Origin of the sequence: Streptomyces sp. NPDC048521, assembly GCF_043199855.1 — a bacterium.
Classification (GTDB): Bacteria; Actinomycetota; Actinomycetes; order Streptomycetales; family Streptomycetaceae; genus Streptomyces.
Map to the genome: position 1 here is coordinate 249,728 of NZ_JBICWR010000009.1, position 21,852 is coordinate 271,579.

General features: G+C 72.5%; 20 protein-coding genes. 14 read left to right on the top strand and 6 right to left on the bottom strand.

Annotation, left to right across the window (positions count from 1 at the left end):
* Positions 1–25: 25 nt before the first annotated feature.
* The 4 genes from ACGFRF_RS22410 to ACGFRF_RS22425 all read left to right on the top strand — a co-directional run bounded on the left by ACGFRF_RS22410 (position 26) and on the right by ACGFRF_RS22425 (position 2,632).
* Positions 26–907 (top strand): SDR family oxidoreductase, encoded by an 882-nt coding sequence (locus ACGFRF_RS22410; protein WP_393742512.1) that lies wholly within the window; start codon positions 26–28, stop codon positions 905–907.
* Positions 908–961: 54 nt separating this feature from the next.
* Positions 962–1,195, top strand: coding sequence for a DUF2945 domain-containing protein (locus ACGFRF_RS22415; protein ID WP_393742514.1), 234 nt, complete (start codon positions 962–964; stop codon positions 1,193–1,195).
* Between the two features lie 37 nt (positions 1,196–1,232).
* Positions 1,233–1,724: an MSMEG_6728 family protein gene (locus ACGFRF_RS22420; protein WP_393742516.1), complete on the top strand. Its 492-nt coding sequence runs from the start codon at positions 1,233–1,235 to the stop codon at positions 1,722–1,724.
* A 65-nt stretch (positions 1,725–1,789) separates the two neighbouring features.
* The gene (locus tag ACGFRF_RS22425) at positions 1,790–2,632 is read left to right on the top strand and encodes an oxygenase MpaB family protein (protein WP_393742702.1); all 843 of its coding nucleotides are present in this window, start codon (positions 1,790–1,792) and stop codon (positions 2,630–2,632) included.
* A gap of 185 nt (positions 2,633–2,817) precedes the next feature.
* Here ACGFRF_RS22425 and ACGFRF_RS22430 read toward each other — a convergent pair whose 3' ends face one another.
* Both ACGFRF_RS22430 and ACGFRF_RS22435 read right to left on the bottom strand, forming a co-directional pair.
* On the bottom strand, positions 2,818–4,476 hold the full coding sequence (locus ACGFRF_RS22430; RefSeq protein ID WP_393742518.1) for a catalase: 1,659 nt from the start codon (positions 4,474–4,476) through the stop codon (positions 2,818–2,820).
* A gap of 187 nt (positions 4,477–4,663) precedes the next feature.
* Positions 4,664–5,218: a TetR family transcriptional regulator gene (locus ACGFRF_RS22435; RefSeq protein WP_393742520.1), complete on the bottom strand. Its 555-nt coding sequence runs from the start codon at positions 5,216–5,218 to the stop codon at positions 4,664–4,666.
* Positions 5,219–5,575: 357 nt separating this feature from the next.
* On the opposite strand from ACGFRF_RS22435, the gene ACGFRF_RS22440 reads away from it, so the two are divergent.
* Complete coding sequence (locus tag ACGFRF_RS22440; RefSeq protein ID WP_393742522.1) at positions 5,576–6,448, top strand: SGNH/GDSL hydrolase family protein; 873 nt, start codon at positions 5,576–5,578, stop codon at positions 6,446–6,448.
* 185 nt (positions 6,449–6,633) lie between these two features.
* On the opposite strand, the gene ACGFRF_RS22445 is transcribed toward ACGFRF_RS22440, so the two are convergent.
* Positions 6,634–7,065: a PRC-barrel domain-containing protein gene (locus ACGFRF_RS22445; RefSeq protein ID WP_393742524.1), complete on the bottom strand. Its 432-nt coding sequence runs from the start codon at positions 7,063–7,065 to the stop codon at positions 6,634–6,636.
* Positions 7,062–7,655: a PRC-barrel domain-containing protein gene (locus tag ACGFRF_RS22450; protein WP_393742526.1), complete on the bottom strand. Its 594-nt coding sequence runs from the start codon at positions 7,653–7,655 to the stop codon at positions 7,062–7,064. The genes ACGFRF_RS22445 and ACGFRF_RS22450 overlap by 4 nt, the downstream gene beginning before the upstream one ends.
* Before the next feature lie 524 nt (positions 7,656–8,179).
* Here ACGFRF_RS22450 and ACGFRF_RS22455 point away from each other — a divergent pair.
* The 6 genes from ACGFRF_RS22455 (at position 8,180) to ACGFRF_RS22480 (ending at position 16,240) form a co-directional block, all read left to right on the top strand.
* Positions 8,180–9,373: a YbdK family carboxylate-amine ligase gene (locus ACGFRF_RS22455; RefSeq protein WP_393742528.1), complete on the top strand. Its 1,194-nt coding sequence runs from the start codon at positions 8,180–8,182 to the stop codon at positions 9,371–9,373.
* A 238-nt stretch (positions 9,374–9,611) separates the two neighbouring features.
* Entirely contained in the window at positions 9,612–11,396 is a 1,785-nt protein-coding gene (locus tag ACGFRF_RS22460; RefSeq protein ID WP_393742530.1) for an N-acetylglutaminylglutamine amidotransferase, read from the top strand.
* Complete coding sequence (locus tag ACGFRF_RS22465; protein WP_393742532.1) at positions 11,369–13,660, top strand: prolyl oligopeptidase family serine peptidase; 2,292 nt, start codon at positions 11,369–11,371, stop codon at positions 13,658–13,660. Before ACGFRF_RS22460 ends, ACGFRF_RS22465 begins: the two co-directional genes overlap by 28 nt.
* 104 nt (positions 13,661–13,764) lie before the next feature.
* On the top strand, positions 13,765–14,568 hold the full coding sequence (locus ACGFRF_RS22470) for an alpha/beta fold hydrolase (RefSeq protein WP_393742534.1): 804 nt from the start codon (positions 13,765–13,767) through the stop codon (positions 14,566–14,568).
* Positions 14,568–15,908, top strand: coding sequence for a PP2C family protein-serine/threonine phosphatase (locus tag ACGFRF_RS22475; protein WP_393742536.1), 1,341 nt, complete (start codon positions 14,568–14,570; stop codon positions 15,906–15,908). Before ACGFRF_RS22470 ends, ACGFRF_RS22475 begins: the two co-directional genes overlap by 1 nt.
* Complete coding sequence (locus ACGFRF_RS22480) at positions 15,905–16,240, top strand: STAS domain-containing protein (protein WP_393742538.1); 336 nt, start codon at positions 15,905–15,907, stop codon at positions 16,238–16,240. Before ACGFRF_RS22475 ends, ACGFRF_RS22480 begins: the two co-directional genes overlap by 4 nt.
* A 395-nt stretch (positions 16,241–16,635) precedes the next feature.
* On the opposite strand, the gene ACGFRF_RS22485 is transcribed toward ACGFRF_RS22480, so the two are convergent.
* A complete protein-coding gene (locus ACGFRF_RS22485) occupies positions 16,636–18,153 on the bottom strand; it encodes an MFS transporter (RefSeq protein ID WP_393742540.1) in 1,518 nt (505 codons plus the stop codon).
* Positions 18,154–18,527: 374 nt separating this feature from the next.
* On the opposite strand from ACGFRF_RS22485, the gene ACGFRF_RS22490 reads away from it, so the two are divergent.
* The gene (locus tag ACGFRF_RS22490; RefSeq protein ID WP_393742541.1) at positions 18,528–19,199 is read left to right on the top strand and encodes a PepSY domain-containing protein; all 672 of its coding nucleotides are present in this window, start codon (positions 18,528–18,530) and stop codon (positions 19,197–19,199) included.
* Positions 19,200–19,346: 147 nt separating this feature from the next.
* On the opposite strand, the gene snpA is transcribed toward ACGFRF_RS22490, so the two are convergent.
* Positions 19,347–20,036, bottom strand: a complete 690-nt coding sequence (snpA, locus tag ACGFRF_RS22495) for a snapalysin (protein ID WP_393742543.1) — start codon at positions 20,034–20,036, stop codon at positions 19,347–19,349.
* A 184-nt stretch (positions 20,037–20,220) separates the two neighbouring features.
* On the opposite strand from snpA, the gene ACGFRF_RS22500 reads away from it, so the two are divergent.
* Entirely contained in the window at positions 20,221–21,291 is a 1,071-nt protein-coding gene (locus ACGFRF_RS22500) for a LysR family transcriptional regulator (RefSeq protein ID WP_393742545.1), read from the top strand.
* 111 nt (positions 21,292–21,402) lie between these two features.
* Positions 21,403–21,831, top strand: a complete 429-nt coding sequence (locus ACGFRF_RS22505) for a hypothetical protein (RefSeq protein WP_393742547.1) — start codon at positions 21,403–21,405, stop codon at positions 21,829–21,831.
* The last annotated feature ends 21 nt before the right edge of the window (positions 21,832–21,852 follow it).

The following is a 21,852-nucleotide window of genomic DNA, read 5'->3' on the forward strand; positions in this document are numbered from 1 at the left end:
CCCGGCACGAGAGAAAGGCGCACTCGTGGCAAGCAGCCCCTTGAGGAACCGGACGGTCGTGGTGACCGGTGCGGCCCGCGGACTGGGCGCCGCACTCGCGTACGAGGTCGCCCGGCGCGGCGCCAGACCGGCGCTCCTCGGCCATGAGAAGGACCTGCTGGAGGCGACCGCCGGCCGCATGCCCACCCCCGCCCTGGCGGTCGAGGTCGACGTCACCGACCTGCCGGCCCTGCGGGCGGCCGCGCGGGAGGTGCACCACCGCCTCGGGCGCCCGTCCGTCGTGATCGCCAACGCCGGTATCGCGCTCGGCGGCCCCTTCGACGCCACCGACCCCGCCGACTGGCGGCGCGTCATCGACGTGAACCTCGTCGGCAGTGCCCACACGGCCCTGGCCTTCCTGCCCGACCTGTACGCGACGGCGGGCTACTACCTGCAGATCGCCTCCCTGGCCTCGCTCGGCGCCGCCCCGCTGATGAGCGCCTACTGCGCCTCCAAAGCCGGTGTCGAGGCCTTCGCGCACTCCCTGCGCGCCGAAGTGGCCCACCGGGGCGTCGCCGTGGGCATCGGCTACCTCAACTGGACCGACACGGACATGGTGCGCGACGCCGACCGGCATGCGGTGCTGCGCGAACTGCGCGGGGGCATGCCGCCGCCCGCCCGCCGGGTGACGGATGCGGCGACGGTCGCCGCCCGGCTCGTGCGCGGTCTGGAACGGCGGCGCACGTCCGTGTACGCGCCGTCCTGGCTGCGGCTGGTCCAACCGGTGCGTGCGGCCCTGCCCTCGGTCGTGCTGCGCGTGGCCCGCCGGGACCTGCCCCGTCTGGAGGCCGAGGAACCCTTCGTCTCCACCGGACTGCTCGGCGCCGGGGGTGACGCCGACCGCGCGGCGACGGGCCGCGCACCCTGAGACCCGCCGACCGGCTCCGGCCGAGCCGGATCCACCGCGAAAGGACCGACCACCATGGCCGACAAGAAGCGCAAGGACTCGGACGAACACCTGGGCACGGGCGACAAGGTGGCCTGGAAGAGCCACGGATCGACCACCGAAGGAGAGGTCGAGCGCAAGATCACCCGGCGGACGAAGGCCGCCGGCCGCACGGTCGACGCCTCCCCCGAGGACCCGCAGTACGAGGTCCGCAGTGCCAAGTCCGGCAGGTCGGCGGTCCACAAACCGTCCGCCCTGCGCAAGAAGTGAGCCCCGCCGGCCCACACCCCACCGAAGGACGGGGCTCATGCAGACCTTCCTGCCCGATCCCGACTTCCGCCGCAGCGCACTCCTCCTGGACCGCCGCCGCCTGGGCAAACAGCGCGTCGAGGCGCTGCAGGTCCTGCGCGGTCTGACCGTCCCGGGGTACGGCTGGCGCCGGCATCCCGCCGTACGCATGTGGCGCGGATACGAGGAGGCCCTCGTCCGCTACGGCCTGGAGATCTGCCGGGTGTGGCGGGAGCGGGGGCACCAGGACAGCTGTGCGGCCTCACTGGTGGCCGGTTACGCCGGATGCCGCCCCGGTGCCCCGGTCCGTGACCAGCCTGCCCTCTCGGCTGCCGGCGAGCTGCCGCCCTGGCTCGGTGACGAGGCTTTCCACCGCAGCCACCGGTCGGCACTCGTCCGCAAGGACCGCGACGTGTACGCGCACGAGTTCCCCGGCATCCCCGACGACCTGCCCTATGTGTGGCCCACGTCCGACCGGGAAGTCGATGAGGCGCCCACCCGTCATCCCTGACGGCTGGGACAGCGGCGAGAGACGGAGTGGCCGTGCTGCCGGACCTGCGCGCCCAGCTGGGCACGATGATCTTCCGCCGGGTCGCCGGGCCCGACGGACGGGCCGTGCGGGCACGGATCCACGACACGGCCGGCCCGCGCTGGTTCGCGCCCGGCCGTCCCATCCGCACCGTGCACGGAGACGCCTCGATGTTCATCGGAGGCGTCAGCGCACTGCTCCTGCAGTCCCTGCACCCCCTGGCCATGGCGGCCGTGGCGGCCCACTCCGGTTTCCGCGGTGACCCCTGGGGCCGGCTGCAGCGCACCAGCGCCTTCCTGGCGGTGACCACGTACGGTACGGCGGCCGACGCCCAGGCGGCCGTCGACCGGGTCCGGGGCATCCACGAGCGGATACGCGGGAGGGCGCCACAAGGGCAGCGGTACCACGCGGCCGACCCCCATCTGCTCGGGTGGGTGCACGCTGCCGAGACGGAGAGCTTCCTGCGCGCTCACGAGCGCTTCGGCCGGGACCCGCTGGACGCGGACGGTTACGACGCCTACGTCGCCGACACCGCGGTCGTCGCCGAGGCACTGGGGGTCGTCGATCCGCCGCGCGACCGCCGTGCCCTGGGCCGGCGGCTGGCCGCCTACCGGCCCGAACTGCGCGCCACCCCCGAGGCCTGGGCCGCGGCCCGCTTCCTGCTGGTGGATCCGCCCCTGCCGCTCGTCGTGCGGCCCGCGTACGGCATCCTGGCCGCGAACGCCGTGGCGCTGCTCCCGCCCTGGGCCCGGGGCCTGCTACGGCTGCCACGCGTACCGCTCGTCGAGGACCTCACGGTGGTCCCCGCCGGACGCCTGCTCACGCGCACCGTCCGGTGGGCGATGGCCCCCGGCCAGGCCCCGGAGCGACCGCCACCCGCACCGTCGTAGCCGCACTCCGGCCACCGGTCCTCCACGATCACCCGTTCGGCGGCGACTGCGCCCGTCCGGGGCGGAAAGCCGGACAGTGTCAGAGGTGAGGTCTCCTGGCCAACCGGTGTCTTAGGAAGTGCCGCGGCCGGTTCCCGAACCGGCCGCGGCACGCGGGCACAACCCGCTGTCCGTGCCGTCGGTGTTCAGCGGGTCACCACGTGCCGCTCGTTCGGGACGCAGTGCGTCATGGTGATGCCGTGGACGTCGCGCGGCGGGTTCTTGCCGAGGTTCGCCAGCCGCTCCTTGTCCTCCTCGGTGAGGTCCTGGCCGGCCAGCGGTTCGAGGTCCGCGACGTCCGCCGGGCGGATACCGAGGCCCTCGCCGACCCGGAGGCCGAGGTCGTTCTCCACCAGCAGCAGGTGCCACACCATCCGCTCCTGGATGGGCCGGTCGCACCGGGCGAGCTGGCCCACCAGGTTGGTCACCAGATCGTCGCGCTCCCACTGCTCCATGAGCAGGTACCGCTGGCCCGCCTGCCGGTAGTCGTTGGTGCGGGGGATGCGCTTACGGGTGAGCCGGCCGTGGATCTCCGGGCCTTGCTCGTCGTGCGCCGGGTACTGGGCCTCGCGCAGGCCACCGCGGATCGACGGCTCGTAGTTGACGCTCGCGTTCTCCGCGCCGCCGTCGACGTGGTAGGTCATCAGGCCGTCGCGCTGGTTGGTGCGCACGGAGGCGTTCTTCGCCTGGTTGACGGGCAGCTGGAGGTAGTTGGGGCCGACGCGGTAGCGCTGGGTGTCGCTGTAGGAGAAGGTACGGCCTACGAGCATCTTGTCGTCGGAGAAGTCCAGGCCGTCGACGAGCACACCGGTGCCGAAGGAGATCTGCTCGTTGTCGGCGAAGAAGTTCCCGGGCATCCGGTCCAGCACCATCCGGCCCACGGGCTTGGGCGGGAAGTCCTGTTCGGGCCAGGTCTTGGTGTCGTCCAGCGGATCGAAGTCCAGCTCCGGGTGCTCGTGGTCCTCCATGATCTGCACGAGCAGCTCCCACTCGGGGTACTCGCCCCGCGCGACGGCCTCGTACAGGTCCTTGGTGGCGTGGCCGAGGGAGTCCGCCTGGACGTTGGCGGCGTCCTCCTCGGTCATGGAGCGCACCCCCTGCCTGGGCATCCAGTGGTACTTCACGAGCACGGTGTTGCCCTCGGCGTTGACCCACTTGTAGGTGTTGACGCCGAAGCCCTGCATATGGCGGTAGTCGGCGGGGATGCCGCGCGGACTGAACAGGTTCACGAGCATGTGCATCGACTCGGGCGTCTGCGACATGAAGTCGAAGATCCGGTTCGGCTTCTGCTCGAAGTCCACCGGGTCCGGCTTGAGGGCGTGGATGACGTCGGGGAACTTGATGGCGTCCCGGATGAAGAACACGCCCAGGTTGTTGCCGACCAGGTCCCAGTTGCCGTCCTCGGTGTAGAACTTCACGGCGAAGCCACGGGGGTCGCGCGCCGCCTCGGAGGAGTCCCGGCCGCCGATGACGGTGGAGAAGCGGACGGCGAGGTCGGTGCGCCTGCCGCGCTCCTGGAACAGCTTGGCGCGCGTGTAGCGGCTGATCGGTTCGTCGCCCCAGGCGCCGTACGCCTCGAAGAAGCCGTACGCGGTCACGCCGCGGGCGTGCACCACGCGCTCGGGGATGCGTTCCCGGTCGAAGTGGCTGATCTTCTCCAGGAACTGGTAGTTCTCCAGTGTCGCGGGTCCGCGGGCGCCGACGGTGCGCTGGTTCTGGTTGTCGTAGACCTGGTGGCCTTGGCGGTTGGTCAGGATCCCTCGGTCGTCACCGGAGGCGGGACCCGTGCTTGCTACGTCCGTCATGGTCGGGGAACTCCTTCGACGCGGGCGGGACGCGACAGCGGCTGCCGCGGCCGACTGAGTACCCGCGGGTGCCCCGCCGTCACCGCTTGCGCCTGTCCGCTCCACCGGCCGGGTGGTCACGATCACCCGCGCGGCACAGCCGCCGTGTCCCGTCCCCGCCCCGGCGGTCCCCGCTCGCCGCGGACCGTCACCGCGGCGGTGTGAGGGTGTCCTGCAGGAGGGCGCCGTAGCGGGCGACGAGGTCGGCGCGGTCGGTGCGCAGCAGGCCTTCGTCCCGCGCCACCCACAGCGCGTAGAGCAGGCCTCCGGCCAGGGCGGCCGCAAGCCGCGCACGCAGGTCGGCGTCGGGCCCGGACAGACGGTTGCGCAGGGGCCCGAGGAGCACGTTCTCGTGGGTCCGGCGCAGACGGTCGAGGATCTGCGGCTCGTTGCTGCCGCGCACCAGAGCCAGAAAGATGCCGCGGGCGGCCCCGTCGAGGTCGAGCAGGAGCGCGGCGAGCCGCTCGCCCAGCCGTTCCAACGGGACGTCGAGCAGCGGCTCGTCGTCGATCGTCAGATGCATCGTCTCCAGGAACAGCAGCTCCTTGCTCTTGAAGTGGCGGATCACCAGCGCCGGGTCGGTCCCGGCGTCGGCCGCGATCCGGCGGACCGTGGTCCGGGCGAACCCCTGGTCCCGGAACAACCGGGCGGCGGCGGTGCGGATGGCCTCGCGCGTGGGAGAAGCGGATCCGGTCGACGGCATGCGGCAAGGATAGGCGGCGCGAAGTTCCGTCCCCCCGGCGTTCCGGGACACCGACGGCTCACAACGGTCCCCTGCCGGGCGGGAGTTGCCGGCCGCGCGATACGTGGGTGTTTCAAGAAGTTCGGTCAACGATGTTGACTCCGCGTTCCTGCGCCCGCACATTACCTATCGGTAGAACCCAGCGGTAATCCCACGACCGGCACTTCACGGCCGCCGTCGTGCGTGCGCCCCCTCGCCCACGCGTCGTCGGCCGGCACCTCCCCCTGGCTCGAGCCGCCGCATTCTCGCGCACCAGCACACACCCGGGCACCGCCCTGTCCGCGTGCTCCGTGACCCCACCACGAGAAGAGAGAGCCCATGCCCGTGCCTGCCTTGCGCCGTGCCGTCGCCGTCACCTCCGCGGTCGCCGGCGTGCTGGCCCTCGGCCTCACCGCCGCTCCCGCCCACGCCACGACACCCCTGAACTACGCGGCACTCGGCGACAGTTACAGCGCCGCCTCGGGCGTCCTGCCCATCGACCCCACCAACCTGCTCTGCCTGCGCTCCACGGCCAACTACCCGCACGTCATCGCCTCCCGCACGGGAGCCAGGCTGACCGACGTCACCTGCGGTGCGGCCCAGACCAAGGACTTCACCGAGGCCCAGTACCCCGGTGTCCCCCCGCAGGCCGACGCGGTCACCTCGGACACCGACCTGGTGACGCTCACGATCGGCGGCAACGACAACGGCACCTTCATCAACGCCATCACGGCCTGTGGCACCGCCGGCCTGCTCAGCGGCGGCAAGGGCAGCCCGTGCAAGGACCGGTACGGCACCTCCTTCGACGAGGCGATCGACACGAATACCTACCCCGCCCTCGAGGCCGCCCTGCGCAGCGTCCGGGGCAAGGCGCCCGACGCCCGTGTGGCGGTCCTCGGTTACCCGTGGATCACGCCGGCCACGGCCGACCCGTCCTGCTTCGCCAGACTGCCGATCGCCTCCGGAGACGTGCCGTACCTGCGCGCCCTGCAGGCGCACCTCAACACCGTCGTCCAGCGCGCCGCCGAGGAGACCGGAGCCACGTACGTCGACTTCGCCCAGGCGTCCGAGGGCCATGACGCGTGCAAGCCCGTCGGCACCCGGTGGATCGAGCCGCTCCTCTTCGGGCAGAGCGTGGTCCCGGTCCACCCCAACGCCCTCGGCGAACAGCGCATGGCCGAGCGCACCATGAACACCCTCGGTCTCGGCTGACCGACGCTTGCGTGATCACCCGTCCGGCGCCGTGTACAAGCGCCTGACGGGGCAACACGGACTCCGCCGGGGCGGCGCTGCCGCGCTCCGGATCCTGGGTGTGCCGCGGCCGGTCCCCGAGCGGGCCGCGGCACCGCTCGGACGCGACCGCCGTCCCGGCTGCGCGACCGCCTTCATAGGGGGCGTCAGGCGGATCCGGCATGTACGACCAGGGCATGGGAGCCGAGGCCGATGAGGCGATCTCCCGTGATGTCGCCGAGGGCGGTGTAGACGGTCAGGATCTTTCCGGAGACGGGATCGAAGGAGACGTCCTTGACGGTGCCGTGCTCCACCCCGTGTTCCGTCAGCACCCGGCTCCCGACGGCCTTGTGATGCTCAGGCACATCGGTGTGCCCGGACTCGACGGCGACCCGGGAGCGCACGATCACGGCGTCCTGTCCCACGGCTTCCACCGCGCCCCAGGCGATGACAGCGGCGCCCTCCGGGGCGCCGGACAGGCGCAGGCAGGCGACGCTCCTGGTACGGCAGTCGATGGTCAGGTCCCGCACGGTGCCCAGGGCCGCCGCCTCCTCGGCGGTGATCACCGGAAGGCCCTGGGCCTGTGTGAACAGCATCATGCGAGGTCTCCTTCGCCGCGTGCAGGGGTGTCCGCGTACCGCCGGCCGGCGTCCGCGCGGAACGCTGCCACCTGTGCCCCGAAGCTGGGGAGGTCCTCGGCGACGAAGTGGCGCGCCCGTGCCGGGACGACCACCGCCTGCCCCGACACGGCGCAGGTGTGCCCGCGGGGGATGAACACCCTGCGCCGTCGGCGGTCCAGGTTCTCGTCGGCGGCGATCTCGAAGCCGATCACGCGTCCGCTGGTGCCGCCCTCGATCACCACGTCGCGCACGGTACCCACCTCGGTGCCCTGGTCGGTGATCACGGGCACACCGATCACCTGACCCTGCCGGGCCGCGTCCGGCCCCATGACCGCGTCCCGGTCCTCGAAGACCGCCTCGCTCGCGACCATCACGGCCGCGGGCCCCACGGCGTGCACTGCGGAGAACGGCAGACTCCGCTTCAAGGGTCCGGCCAGCAACCCCCGCCCGCTGAGCGTGAAACCGGTGATCCGGCCCGCTCCGGCGTCGAACACGGTGTCCTTGACCTGTGCCACCGCTTCGCCACCCAGCGTCACGACCACCCGCTTGTGCAGCTCGGAAGCGAGCATCGGCCCGGTCACCGCCGACCCCCTCGGCCCGGCCGCCGGCCCTCGGGCACCGCGATCACCGTCCCGGCACGGCGCTTGGCCTGAACCGCCAGCGCCGCCCCGCTCAGCAGTCCGACCGCCGCGACGAGTAGGACCATCCAGACCCACCACACCATTGCCGACCTCCTCTTGGCCGCTCTTGGCCATCACGCTCGTCGTACCGCCCCCCTCGTGCTTCCGGCTGCCCGCGGCGCGCGGACACCACGCCTTGAGAAGGGCAGCCGTCGCGCAGGCGCGGTCGGGGCGTTCGTTGCTGATGCGCGGGTAGGTGTGAGGTGACCACGGGACGGCAGCAGCGGCCGGGGAGGGACTCGGCCCTCCCGATGGTTGTGCTCTTATGAGCGATACATGTCTCAAAATGTAAACCGTCACGCTTGTCGGTGGCTGATCAGGGAACTCGACACCACGCCAATCGCCCGCCACCCGGCCGCAGGCCGACCCGAAGGGCGGATGCGGACCGTCGCGACCATCGCAGGAGAGAAACCGTGACAGCGCGCCTCGGGGCAGAAGAAGAGTTCCATGTGCTCGACGTCGAAAGCGGGTACCTCGTACCACGCGCCGCACAGCTGCTCGGCCGCATGGAAAGACCCGGCTTCACCAGCGAGCTGCAGCAGTCGGTGGTGGAGAGCAACAGCGGCGTGCACGACACGCTCGACGGCCTGTGGACGGACCTCGCCTCGTCCCGGCGCCGCCTCGACGCGGCGGCAGCCACCCTCGGCCTCGCGGTCGTGGCCGCCGGAACCGTTCCCCTGGCCGGCTTCGGCTCGCGGGACGTCACGGCCGACCCCCGCTACCGGCGCATGGCCGACGACTACCGCCGCGTGGCCGAAGAGCAGCTCATCTGCAGCGCGCAGATCCACGTCGACGTGCCCGACCGGGACACCGCCGTCCGCGCCATGTGCCTGGTCTCGGCCTGGCTGCCGCCACTGCTGGCCCTCTCGGCCAGCTCCCCGTTCTGGCTGGGGTCCGACACCGGTTACGCCAGCTGGCGGACCATGCTGTGGCAGCGGTGGCCGACCGCCGGGCCGGTCGGCTGCCACCCGGACGCCGCCGACTACGACAGGACCGTCGCGGAGCTGATCCGCTCGGGCGTCATCAGTGACGCCGGCATGATCTACCACGACGTCCGGCCCTCGGCCCACCAGAACACGCTGGAACTGCGGATCTGCGACGCCTGCCCGCGGGTGGAGACCGTGGTGCTGGTCGCGGGTCTCTTCCGCGCCCTGGTGCACGAGGCCCGCGAGCGGCTGGAACGTGCGGACGGCCCCCTGTGCGACGGCCGCCACGACTGGCTGCGCGCCGCCACCTGGCGAGCGGCGCGATCGGGCCTGGAAGGAGACCTGGTCGACCCCGCGACCCGCTGCGCGGCACCGGCCCCGGCCGTGCTCACCGGCATGCTGGCCAGACTGCGCCCGGCGCTGGAGGCGTGCGGTGACTGGGAGACCGTGCACGGGCTGCTCGAGGAGGCACTGGCCGCGGGCACCGCGGCGGACCGGCTGCGCCGGGCCGCCCGGGCCGACGACCTCCTCGCCAGCATCGACCTGATGGTGGCCGAGACCCGCGGCGAACGGCGGACGCCGCGCCCCACGGCCCCTCCGCGGCGCCGCACCGCACAGCCGGACCCCCTCGGTGCCCCTGCGCGCACCGGCACATTCGCCACCCCGGCACCGAGCGCGTGACCCGTCCAGACCGCCGGAGATCCTCGTACGGGCCCGGCCTCGTACTCCGGACCACCGGCGACCACTGTCCGACCAAGGAGAGTCGCACCCCCATGCACAGCACGCAGCACCCCCCGGCCCCCGTCCATCCGTTCCCGGAACACCCCGCGCGGACAGGACCGCCCGGACGACGGCACCGCCGCACGAGCCGGAACGCCTGCACGGCAGGGTCCGCAACCGAGGGAAGGGGGAGCCGCTGATGTGCGGGCTCAGCGGAGAGGTACGGTTCGACGGCGAGCGGCCGGACATCGCGGCGGTGGAACGGATGACCGACCGGCTCGCGCCGCGCGGCCCCGACGGGCGAGGCCTGTGGGCCCAGGGACCGGTGGCCCTCGGTCACCGCCGACTGAAGATCATCGACCTGTCGGAGAGCGGCGCCCAGCCCATGGCGGACCCCTGCGCGAGGATCGCCGGCGTCTTCAACGGTTGCGTCTACAACTACCGCGAGCTGCGTGACGAACTCCGCACGCTCGGCCACGAGTTCTTCTCCGACTCCGACACCGAGGTGGTGCTGAAGGCCTACCGGCAGTGGGGCACCGACTGCGTCGAGCACTTCTACGGCATGTTCGCCTTCGCGATCGTCGAGCTGGACAGCGGACGCCTGGTGCTGGCCCGCGACCGACTGGGCATCAAACCGCTGTACCTCGCGCAGACCCCCGACCGGTTGCGGTTCGCCTCCTCACTGCCGGCCCTCCTGGCGGGCGGCGACGTCGACACCTCCCTCGACCCGGTGGCCCTGCACCAGTACTTCAGCTGGCACGCCACCGTGGCCGCCCCCCACACCGTCCTGAACGGCGTGCGCAAGCTCCCTCCCGCCACCGTACGCGTCGTCGAACCGGACGGAACCCACCGTGACTACTGCTACTGGCAGCCCGCGTACACGCGCCGCCCGGAGCACGCCGGCCTGAGCGCCGAGGACTGGACGGACGCGGTGCTGGACGCGCTGCGCACGGCCGTGCGCCGCCGGATGGTGGCCGACGTGCCCGTGGGCGTGCTGCTGTCCGGCGGGCTGGACTCCAGCCTCATCGTCGCCCTGCTGGCCGACGAGGGACAGCACGACCTCGCGACCTTCAGCGTCGGGTTCGAGTCCGAGGGGGGCGAGGAGGGCGACGAGTTCCACTACTCCGACCTCGTGGCGCGCCACTTCGACACCCGCCACCACCAGCTCATGGTGCCGTCCGACCGGGTGTCAGGGGCCCTGGAGTCGGCGGTGTGCGCCATGAGCGAACCCATGATGAGCCATGACGTGGTGGCCTTCCACCTGCTGTCCGAGCAGGTCGCCAAGGAGGTGAAGGTCGTCCAGAGCGGCCAGGGCGCCGACGAGGTCTTCGCGGGCTACCACTGGTACCCGGCGATGGCGGACGTGCCGCGGCAGCGGGCCGCGCAGGCGTACATCGACACCTACTTCGACCGGTCCCACACCGAGCTGTCCCGCATCCTCGAGCCCGGTCTGCTGCCCGAGCGGGACGCCTCCGCCGAGTTCGTGCGCGCCCACATGGCGGACGAGGGCGCCGAGACGGCGCTGGACGCCGATCTCCGCCTGGACACACACGTGATGATGGTCGACGATCCCGTCAAGCGCGTGGACAACATGACGATGGACTGGGGCCTGGAGGCCCGGGTGCCCTTCCTGGACCACGAACTGGTCGAGCTGGCCGCCGCCTGCCCGCCCGAGCTGAAGCTCGCCGACGGCGGAAAGGGCGTCCTGAAGGCCGCCGGACGCAAGGTCCTCCCACGGGAGGTCGTCGACCGGCCCAAGGGCTACTTCCCGGTCCCGGCGATCAAGCACATGGCAGGCCCCGTGCTGCAGCGGGTCCGCGGGGCGCTCACCGCCCCGGAAGCCAGGAAGCGTGGCGTCTTCCGCCAGGACTACGTCGCCGAACTGCTCGCGGCACCCAACGCGCACCGCACCCGGCGAGGAGCGAACACACTGTGGCAGGTAGCGCTGCTGGAGACATGGCTGCAGACGCACGGCATCCGCTGACCCCGACAGTGCCGGGCGCCGACGGGCCGACGGCTCCACACGTCGGCCTCGCCGAACCCGCCCGGGACGCGCGACCCACCGGCCGGGCAGGGCCGACGGGCGCCGCCCCCCTGCGCGGCCACCCGCATCCCGAACCCGCCGGGGGACCGGTGGCGACGGCGGCCCATCCGGCGCCGGAGCCCGTCCCCCTGCCCGACACCGCGGCCCCGCTCGACGTGCCACAGCCGCTCATCGCGCACGGCTGCTGGTATCCCTCCGCGGACCCCGACGGCCGGAACGTCGCCTTCATCTGCGACCGCACCGGCGTGCCGCAGCTGTGGGCCGGCCCCGTGGACGGCGGCCGGCTCCACCTGCTGGACGCCGACCCGGACCCGGTGATCGAGGTGGCCTGGTCTCCCGACGGCCGCTGGATCGCCTACACCACCGCACCCGGCGGCGGGGAACTCACCCGGGTCCTGTGCGTGCGCCCCGACGGCACCATGCGGCGGCTGCTGGCCGGAGGGCAGCCCGGCTCCTCCGCCCACCTCGGCTGCTGGTCACCGGACGGCTCGGCCGTCGCGGTGACCGTCACCGAAGCCGCGCCCGCCGGACTCGCGCACACCGGATCCGACGGGCCGACCGCGACGACGGACCCACCGGTACCCGCCCACACCGGCGGCTGGACCGGACGCGACGGGCATGCGGTCCTCCTGGGCGGAGCGCCGCTCACGGTCGCCTCCCACCAGGAGGCGACCGTGGTCCGCGGGAGTCGTCCCGCGCCGTCGGAGGGACCCGGCCACCGGACCCTGGCGGCCTACCTCGTCGACCCCGAAGGCGGCACCGCGCCGGTGCTGCTCGCGAGCGAGGCCGCGGCGCCGACCCTGCGTGTGTGCGCCCTGAGCCGGGACCGCGAACTCGCCCTGCTGCGCCGAGGGCCACGGGGTCGTCGCGAGGCGCTCGTCGTACGCCTGCGGGACCGCGCCGTCACCGGCTCGCTCCGTGTCGCCGACGGCGACCCGTGGATCGGCGGCTTCTCGCCCGACGGCCGCACCCTGTGGCTGCGCAGCGACAGCGCAGGCGAGTTCGCTGCCCTGGTCGCGGTCCGCCTCGGCCCGCAGGGACAGTGGCTGGGCCGGCGGGTCGCCGCGGCTCGGCCGGGCTGCGACCTGGAACTGCTGGCCCTCGACCGGGCAGGGCGCAGCGCCGCGCTGTCCTGGAACGTGCGGGGCGTCAGCGAGCTGGAGGTCACCACCCTGAACGCGGCCGCACCGGACGGAGACGGCGCGGGCCTTCCGGAGCCGCACGCCGCGGCAGGCCCGTCCCATGCGTTCACGCTGCCCCACGAGGTGGTCACCCGGGTGGCGCCCACCCCGGTCGCCGACGGCCCCGTGGTGGCACTGTCGGGTTCCCGGCGCCGCCCGGGGGTGTGGTGGCTGCACCAGGGAGCGGCGCTGCGCACGCCCTGGTCCTCCCGTGACGAGGACGCCGTACCGCCCGGCCGCCCGCCCGTACGGCCCGTACCCCTGCGCCCCGTCGCGCGCGACGGACTGGCCCTCGGCGGCTGGTACTACCGTGCACCGGGCCGGTCCCCGGAGGAGCCGGCGCCCTGTGTCCTGCATCTGCACGGTGGTCCCGAGGAGCAGGAGCGCCCGGTGCTGGACCCGCTCTACCACGAACTGCTCGGCCGGGGACTGGACGTCTTCGCACCCGACATCCGCGGCTCGTCCGGGTACGGTCGCTCCTTCGTCGACGCGGACCTCGGTGCAGGCCGTTTCGCCGCACTCGACGACGTCGCCGACTGCGCGGCCCACGTCGTCGTGGAAGGACTGGCCGACCCGCGACGCCTCGCGGTGATGGGCCGCTCGTACGGCGGCTACCTGACCATGGCCTCCCTCGTCTGGCATCCGGATCTGTTCCGCACCGGGGTGGCGGTGTGCGGGATGTCGGACCTGACCACCTTCTTCGCCGGCACCGAGCCCTGGATCGCCGAGTCGGCCGCCCACAAGTACGGGCATCCGGAACGTGACCGGGCGCTGCTGCGGGCGCTGTCACCGATGAGCCGTGTCGACGCCCTGCGCGTACCGGTGCTGGCCGTGCACGGCGAACACGACACCAACGTGCCCGTGGGGGAGTCGGAGCAGTTCGTCAGGGCGGCTCGGGAACGCGGTCTGGACGCCGAACTCCTGCTGCTCCACGAGGAGGGCCACGAGTTCCGTCGCGCGGACAACCGCCGTCTGTTCCGCCGTACGGCTGCCGACTGGATCCAGCGACACCTGACGAGCTGATGCCCAGGGCGCCGCACATCGGCTGCCGGAGCGCCGCCCTCCGCGAGGTGTGGGGACCGGGACCGGCGTCCGGCCCACCCGGACCGGATGACACCATGGAGGTCATGGACATCCAGCGCCGGAACAACGTCACGCTCACCGGTCCCCTCGACGCCCCGGTGGTCGTGCTCGCCCACGGGTTCGGGTGCGACCAGAACATGTGGCGCCTGATCGTGCCGGCACTGGCGGAGCGGTACCGGGTCGTGCTGTTCGACTACGTCGGCTCCGGCGGATCGGATCCGTCGGCCTGGAGCGAGGAGCGGTACTCCTCGCTGAACGGCTACGCCCAGGACGTGGCCGATGTCTGCGAGGCGTTGGATCTCGAACGGGCCGTGTTCGTGGGGCATTCGGTCAGCGCCATGGTCGGGGTGCTGGCCGCCCGGACCGTGCCGGAGCGGATCGGCGCGCTGGTGATGGTTGCCCCCTCGCCCTGCTACATCGACGACGACGGTTATCGCGGCGGCTTCACCGCGGAGGACATCGACGAGCTGCTGGTCTCGTTGGAGTCGAACTACCTGGGCTGGTCCTCCGCCATGGCCCCGGTGATCATGGGCAATCCCGACCGGCCCGAACTGGGGGAGGAACTCACCAACAGCTTCTGCGCCACCGATCCCGACATCGCCCGCGTCTTCGCCAGGACCACCTTCCTGACCGACAGCCGGGACGACCTGAAGACCGTGACCGTGCCGACCCTGGTCCTGGACTGCGCCCAGGACGTCATCGCCCCTCGCGAGGTCGGCGCCTATGTGCACGAGGCGATCCCCTCCTCCCACCTGGTCACCCTCGACGCTACCGGGCACTGCCCACAGCTGAGCGCTCCCGAGGCCACCGCCCAGGCGATCCTCGCCTTCCTGGAGGGCTCGTCGTGATGTGCCGCACGGGCGGTCCGCCCGAGTCGTCCGGAACCGGAGGCGAGGGGCGCATGGAAGCCGCCTTCGCCGCGCTGCTGGAGGACAGTGCGGAGGAGCTCTACGAGTCGGCTCCCTGCGGGTACCTGTCCACGTTGATGGACGGCACCATCGCCAAGATCAACACCACGCTGCTGGACTGGCTCGGCCTGGAGCGTGAGAGCGTCGTCGGAAGGATGCGCTTCGTCGACCTGCTGACCGTCGGCGGCAAGCTCTACCACGAGACGCACTTCGCGCCGCTGCTGCGGATGCAGGGCGAGCTACGGGGCATCGCCCTGGAGGTGAGGACCGCCAAGGGAGGCCGGCTGCCGGTGCTGGTCTCTTCCGTGATCAAGCACGGCGGCGAGGGGCAGCCCCTGCTGATCCGGAGCACGGTTTTCGATGCCTCCGACCGGCGCGCCTACGAGGAGGAACTGCTCCGCCGCCGCCAGGACGCCGAACGCGCCCGCGCCGAAGCCGAACGGGCGCACGCGGAGGCCGAGGAAGCCCGCAGGCAGGCCGAGGCCGACCGCGAGCGGCTCGCCGACGCGCTGGCCGTCCTGCAGAGGTCGCTGCTCCCCGACAGCTTGCCGACCCTGCCCGGGATGGAGACGGCCGTCTACTACCACACGGCTTCGCCGGACCGGCTGGGCGGCGACTTCTACGACCTCTTCCCCATCGACGAAGGCAGGTGGGCGTTCTTCCTCGGCGATGTGTGCGGCAAGGGCCCCGAGGCGGCCGCGCTCACCTCGCTGACCCGCTACACCCTGCGCGCCGCGGCCCACCACGACCCCGATCCCGCCACCGCGCTGACCACGCTGAACACCGTCCTGCACGGGCGGTACACCGCCTCCGGCGATCCGCGTTACTGCACGTGCATCTTCGGCGTCCTCGACCCCGGCACCGACGGAACCACCGAGGTGCGTCTCGCGTCCGGGGGCCACCCACCGGCTCTCGTCCTGCGAGCCGACGGCCAGGCCGAGTTCCTGCCCACCCCCGGCGGGCTGCTCGTCGGCGTCCTGTCCACCGCGCCCTTCACCGCCGCCAAGGCCACCCTGTCGCCCGGCGAAACGATCCTGCTCTACACCGACGGGCTCACCGAGGCCCGCACGGGTACCAGCCGTGACCACCTGTTCGGCGAAGAGGCCCTGCTCGCCTTCGCCGCCGATCAGTCACCCGCGACACCCCGCGAGGTGGTCACCGCGCTCACCGGGCTGCTCGAGGGCTTCGGCGACGGCCTGGACGACGACACCGCCCTGCTCGCCCTGGGCGTTCCCGCCACCGACCCCTCCACCCGCCCGGCAACGAATCACTCACGATGACCCCGCTGAACATCACGCGCCACGACGCCGCCACCGGACCCGTTCTGCACGTGGCCGGAGAACTCGACTACGACCGGGCCGCCGCTCTGCGCCGACAGGTCGAGCACCTTGTGCTGGCCCCCGGCCAGCGTCTGACTCTCGATCTGTCCGGCCTGGAGTTCTGCGACTCCACCGGCATCACCGCACTCCTGGCCGCCCGCCACCACGCCGAGACCGCCGGCGCCGACATCGTTCTGGCCGCCGTCCCTCCCGGCCTGCTGCGCACCCTCACCATCGTCGGCCTCGACCAGATCTTCACTCTCCACGCCGATGGCGACGCCCCCGAAGCCTGACGTCGGCTCCTCGTCGCGGCGATCCGTACCCAGGCATGCCCGGTGACGGCCGTCGGGCGCCGGCATTCCGCCCTCACGGGGCCCGGCGGCCGTCACGCGGAGTTCAGCGATTGCGCAAGGCGGTGGTGGCGAGGAACCCGGTTGCTGCGGCAGTGAGGAGAGCGCACAGGGCGAGCATGGTGCTACGGCTCATGGGAGGCCTTTCTCGAGGCAACGGATCGATGGTCTGGACAACGGCGACGGGGCCGGGTTCGACTCGCTCCCGGGGAAGATGCAACCCGCATGGACGCTCCGGTTCCCTCACCCCACCCCTGTCGCGGTCCCCATCGCCGATGGGTGGACAGCAAGCCGGCCGGCGGGCGGTCCGCCGGCCGGGCCGGTTCGTCGTGCGGTGGTCAGGTCTGCCGGGCGTGCACCGGGCTGTTGGCGACCTCGTCCGGGCACCTGGGGTGCGGCTGACGCCTTCGCCGGTCGCGCTGCCAGTCGAACGTCGCGAGGGCCAGGGACGCCACCATGCCGGCGAGGGCGCAGCCCAGCGCGGCGACGAGCCCGCGGCGGTAGTCGTCGGTCCTGCTGAGCACCAGGTAGAAGAGGCCGGGCAGGGCAGCGGTGCCCACCGCGGCGCCGAGCCGCTGCCCGGTCTGCAGAGCGCCGCCCGCCGCGCCCGCCATCCGCACGGGCACGTCCCGCAGCGTCATGGTGATGTTGGGCGAGACCACGAAGCCGCCGCCGACGCCGCCGAGGAACAGCACCGGGGCGGCGATCCAGGGAGCGATGGGGAGGGGCGCGAAACGGAGCAGCAGCGCGGTGCCGCCCAGGCCGGCGATCACGCCCGTGAGGCCGCACACGGTGAGCAGGCGGCCGAACCGGTCCACCAGCCGGCCGGCGATCACCGCTGCGCTGGCCGAGCCGAGGGCGAAGGGGGTCACGGCGAGGCCGGAGCGGAGCGGGGAGAAGCCGAGGCCGCGCTGGTAGAAGAGGGCGAAGACCAGCCAGACACCGCTGAAGCCGATGAAGTACAGCGTGCCGACACCGGCACCGACGGCATAGCCGCGCACGGTGCTGAACAGGCGCGGGTCGAGCAGCGGCTGGGCACCGCGGGTGACGAGGTGGCGCTGCCACTGGACGAAGACGGCGAAGACCGCCGCGCCGACGACGAACAGCCACCACAGGCCGCCGATGCCGCCGGACTCCGCCTGGACCAGCGGGTACATGAACGCCAGCACACCGAGGCCGAGGAACAGCACGCCGGGCAGGTCCACCTGCCCCCGGCCGGACCGCTGGGTACGGGGCAGCAGGCGCCGCCCGAGGAGGACGGCGAGGATGCCGATGGGGAGGTTGACGTAGAAGATCCACCGCCAGCCCTGCTCACCGGAGGCCAGGGCGAGGATGGCGCCGCCGGTGAGGGGACCGGCCGCGGAGGAGATGCCGACGGTCGCGCCGAAGAAGCCGAACGCGCGGCCGCGTTCGGCGCCGCGGAACATCTGCTGGATGAGCGCGGAGTTCTGCGGGGCCATGAAGCCGGCCGCCAGACCCTGGGCGAGCCGGGCCAGCACCAGCAGCGTGATGCCGGGAGCCGCTCCGCAGGCCGCGCTGCATAGCACGAAGCTGCTGAGGGCCAGCAGAAAGATGCGGCGCCGGTCCAGGGCGTCGCCGAGGCGCCCGGCGGTGACGAGGGCGAGGGCGAAGGTCAGGGCGTATCCGGACACCACCCACTGCACCTGCGCGGGGGAGGCGTGAAGGTCGCGCTGGATGGTGGGCAGGGCGACCGCCACGATCGTCACGTCCAGCAGACTCATGAAGCCGGCGACCAAGGTGACCCACAAGGCCCGCCACCGGTGCGGATCCGGCTCGTACCCCGCTTCCTGAGCGCCCGGGTCGCGATCGCCCGCGGCTGGCGCCGACGCTGTCACTGGGACTCCTCTCACCGGGGCAGCGCCCGGGCGAGTCAGGTTCCCCACCGGGGCATGGGCACACACCACAGCCTGCGACCGGAACACTCCCGTGCAAAGCCCGGCCGAGGCCGACCCGTCCCCACGCCGCCCCCGATCCCACGGAAACGGTGCGTCCGTCACCCCGGGTAGCAGCCCGAACGCGACTGGGTCCGTTCCGACCGGCTGCACCGCACAGCGGCACCGGCCTCATGCCGGTCCGCTGGCCGCCGTGTCGTCGAGTGTCCGTTCCGGCTCGCCTCCCGCCGCGGCGGAACGCCCGCGGGGGGCTGCTCCGGATGGACGAGGGCGCCCTTCTCACTTAACGTGTTCATATGGTGACAAAACGGGATGACTTGGCTCCCTGGCGTGACCGCCTGCCGGTCGCACGAGGCATCGGCCTGCTCTGTGTGGCGACCACGGCGGGAGCCCTCCTCGCGGGCTGCGGCACGGACGACGCGGGGGCCACCAGGGCGGCCGCGGTCGAGGTCGCCCAGGTGGTTCCGCCGTCGCCCTCCGCTTCGGCGAGCGGCGGCACCCTCACCGAGGACCAGGCCGAGCGCAAGGCGCTCCTGTCGAAGGTCAAGGTCGGCTACGACCAGGCGCTGCGTGCCGCCATGGCGACGGTGTCGACATCGAAGCCCGTCTCGATCGAGCTGGAGGGTCCCGGCGACAGCCCGGATTGGGAGGCCGAGGTGGCCACGGCCGACGGGACCGCTCACACCGTCCGCGTCGACGCGGTCACCGGCAAGGCCGACCGGGCGCAGGCCGACACGGACCAGGACGCCGACGACAAGCGCGAGCTGGCGGACCGGCTGCGCAAAGCCACCGTGACCGCTCAGCAGGCGGCGCAGACCGCCACGGACAAGACCAAGGGCACCGTGCGTTCCGTCGAACTCGACGACTCCGACGGGGGAGCGCCGGTGTGGTCCGTCGACGTCGTGACGACCGACGACTGGAACAGGACGACCTTCGACATCGACGCGACCAACCGCACGATCCTTCGGGAACACGTCGACCGGGACTGACCGGCGTGCACGTCGTAGTGCGCACGAAAGCCTGAGGCAGCGCGCGAAGCGGCCCTCGCCGCCCGGAACCCGGTCCGGGCGGCGAGGGCCGCTTCTTGGGCCATGGCAGCGGTACGGACCGGGCTCGGTCCGTCTCGCTCAACGAATTCAGCCCGTCCGGTTCACCTTGGCGAGGGCCTTGGCGAGGCCGTTGGCCCAGAGCTGGTTGACCCGGGCGCGCTCGGTGGAGTTCGGGTACCGGTTGGTGCAGGACGGGCCGGGGCCGCCGCCCGACATCAGTTCACTGCACGGGCCGCTGTAGTGGTCGGGCAGGCCCAGCACGTGGCCGGTCTCGTGTGCGGTGACACGGATGGAGTCGTACTGCTGGTTCTGCGCGTAGTCCAGGAAGATGTAGCCGCTGCCGTGGCCGTTGGTCGAGGCGTAGGACCCGCGCGAGTCGTTGCCCTCGTAGTAGGTGAAGTCCGCGCTGCCCGACGTCGCCTGGAGCTTGACGTTCGACACGGAGCTGTTCCATATGGAGGCGGCGCTCGATATCTGGGAGCGGAAGCTCGGGGCCTGGGAGGCGTTGTAGTAGACGGTCACCACCTTCAGGGAGGGCTGGTCGGCCTGCCTCTTCGCCACCGACTTCATCACGGCGTCGAAGAACGCCTTGTTGCCGGCGCTCTCGGTCGTGCCGACGTAGCCGGCGGTGGCGGTGTGGGCCGGGGCCTTCGCGGTGCTCTGGGCGCTCGCCGGGCTCGCGGTGCCGAGTGCGGCGGAGGCCAGACCGAGGCCGAGCGCGAGGGCCAGGAGTCTCCTGGTGCTCTTCGGGCTGGTGCTCGTGCGGAACGAAGCCATGTGGGGGGCTCCTACTCGTCCTGTGGGGTTGAACGATCGGTCGCCAGTGAGTCTCGGGCAGGCCAACGGGGCGGCGGATGATGGCAATCGGGGATAGCACGGGGCTATCGGCGGCCGACTCGTCCGCTTTCGTTGGAACTTGAACATCTGGTGCGGTGCCCCCGCGCCGCCCTAGGCTCCCCCCATGGAGCTCGAGGTGAGGCACCTGCGCGTTCTCTGCGCCATCGCCGACACCGGCAGCCTGCACAAAGCGGCTCGCGAACTCGGCATGGCCCAGCCCTCGTTGAGCACCCAGCTGCGACGCATCGAGAACGCGCTCGGTGCCCAGCTCTTCGTGCGCGACCGGACCGGCTGCCGACCCACCCCACTGGGGCTGGTGGTGCTGAGCCGGGCCAGGCCGCTGGTGGCGGAGTTCGCGGCGATCGTCACCGAGACCAGGGCGGCGGCCGCCCGGGCCGCCGGCGGGTTCCAGCTGCGCATCGGCGCCACGGCGAGCCGGGCCCTCCCGGGCTGGCTGCGCCGGCTGCGGGCACGGGCCCCGCGCACCGAACCGGCGCTGCAGATGAACGTGTCCGCCAACGCCCTGCTGAGCATGGTCGCCGCGGGCCGGCTCGACATGGCTTTTGTGCACGAGGTCGAGGGCAGTCCGCTGCGCATTCCGCCGGGCCTGTGCGTGCGCGTGCTCGTCGAGCGCGAACCGCAGTTCGTCACGCTCGCCGCGGACCATCCGGCGGCGGCACGGCAGCGGGTACGGCTTGCCGACCTGGCAGGCGACCGATGGATGGTCGACTCCACGGTCGACGGCGAGTGGGACGCCCTGTGCCGGGTGCTGCGTGCCGCGGGCCTGGATTCCGAGATGCTGCACGGCGACTACCTCACCGCGTACTCGCTGGCCGCCATCGGCGAGGTGGTCACGGTCAGCCAGCCCACCGCCCACCCCCGTCCCCACCTTGCGATCCGCCCCCTGGAAGGAGACCCGATCGGCGTACGCCTGCTGCTGGCGGCCCGCACCGAGGCCGAACTGGACTCCGCCTACCCGGAGTTGGAGGAGGCCTACTGGGCGGCGGCCCGTGAGGCGCCGGTCTACCTGGAGTGGCTGGAGCGCGCGCGTCGGCCCGTCGCCCCGAACGGTTCAGGTACGCCGGGGACGTCGGGTTTGCCCGGTGCGGCGGACGCGCCGGACGCATGCCGGAACGTTCATGCGGACCCGTCGCCGTGCAAGCGGCCGGTGGCGGTCGGCCGACGGATGCCCTAGGGTCTCCCAGCCACGCGAACCACGACGGCACATGGCGGGCATACACCCTCATTCCGGCGGAGCGTGGGGGCCGGCACGTTTGCCCTGACAGGGGCGGGCAACGCGAAGCCCATGACTGCATCGAACAACGACACGAGCCGGAAGTCCGCACCCGAGGAGGAGACCGCGTCGAAGGCCCGGCAGACGGCGGACAAGGCGACGGCACCGGCCGGCCGCGCGGCGAAGAAGGCCGCCGCGACCGCCGATGACGCGGTGTCAGCCGCGAACGCCGGCACCGAGCGAGCGGCCGGGGTGACGAGTGCGGCCGTCCACACGGCGGCCCGAGGCGTCGAGACCGGGCGTCAGGCGCTGATCACCGCGTCGGGACAGGTCGCGACCACGGCCAGGACGGCCTGGGCGGTGGTCGCCCAACGCAAGCTGGTGGCCGCCGGCATGGGCGCGGGTCTCACCGCGCTGACCGCAGCGTCGTACGCCATGGGCCGCCGAGCCGAACGCCACACGCACGGACCCCTCACCCGCTTGACCCAGGGCCGTATCTGACGATCGGGCAGCACATGGCGC

Bases quoted from the DNA above. Each gene is read 5' to 3' on its own strand.
- ACGFRF_RS22475 (WP_393742536.1), top strand. From the start codon at position 14,568: ATGTGCCGCACGGGCGGTCCGCCCGAGTCGTCCGGAACCGGAGGCGAG.
- ACGFRF_RS22470 (WP_393742534.1), top strand. From the start codon at position 13,765: ATGGACATCCAGCGCCGGAACAACGTCACGCTCACCGGTCCCCTCGAC.
- ACGFRF_RS22435 (WP_393742520.1), bottom strand. From the start codon at position 5,218: ATGCCGTCGACCGGATCCGCTTCTCCCACGCGCGAGGCCATCCGCACC.
- ACGFRF_RS22500 (WP_393742545.1), top strand. From the start codon at position 20,221: ATGGAGCTCGAGGTGAGGCACCTGCGCGTTCTCTGCGCCATCGCCGAC.
- ACGFRF_RS22505 (WP_393742547.1), top strand. From the start codon at position 21,403: ATGACTGCATCGAACAACGACACGAGCCGGAAGTCCGCACCCGAGGAG.
- ACGFRF_RS22445 (WP_393742524.1), bottom strand. From the start codon at position 7,065: ATGATGCTGTTCACACAGGCCCAGGGCCTTCCGGTGATCACCGCCGAG.
- ACGFRF_RS22450 (WP_393742526.1), bottom strand. From the start codon at position 7,655: ATGCTCGCTTCCGAGCTGCACAAGCGGGTGGTCGTGACGCTGGGTGGC.
- ACGFRF_RS22415 (WP_393742514.1), top strand. From the start codon at position 962: ATGGCCGACAAGAAGCGCAAGGACTCGGACGAACACCTGGGCACGGGC.
- ACGFRF_RS22465 (WP_393742532.1), top strand. From the start codon at position 11,369: ATGGCTGCAGACGCACGGCATCCGCTGACCCCGACAGTGCCGGGCGCC.
- snpA (WP_393742543.1), bottom strand. From the start codon at position 20,036: ATGGCTTCGTTCCGCACGAGCACCAGCCCGAAGAGCACCAGGAGACTC.
- ACGFRF_RS22480 (WP_393742538.1), top strand. From the start codon at position 15,905: ATGACCCCGCTGAACATCACGCGCCACGACGCCGCCACCGGACCCGTT.
- ACGFRF_RS22460 (WP_393742530.1), top strand. From the start codon at position 9,612: ATGTGCGGGCTCAGCGGAGAGGTACGGTTCGACGGCGAGCGGCCGGAC.
- ACGFRF_RS22420 (WP_393742516.1), top strand. From the start codon at position 1,233: ATGCAGACCTTCCTGCCCGATCCCGACTTCCGCCGCAGCGCACTCCTC.
- ACGFRF_RS22425 (WP_393742702.1), top strand. From the start codon at position 1,790: ATGATCTTCCGCCGGGTCGCCGGGCCCGACGGACGGGCCGTGCGGGCA.
- ACGFRF_RS22430 (WP_393742518.1), bottom strand. From the start codon at position 4,476: ATGACGGACGTAGCAAGCACGGGTCCCGCCTCCGGTGACGACCGAGGG.
- ACGFRF_RS22440 (WP_393742522.1), top strand. From the start codon at position 5,576: ATGCCCGTGCCTGCCTTGCGCCGTGCCGTCGCCGTCACCTCCGCGGTC.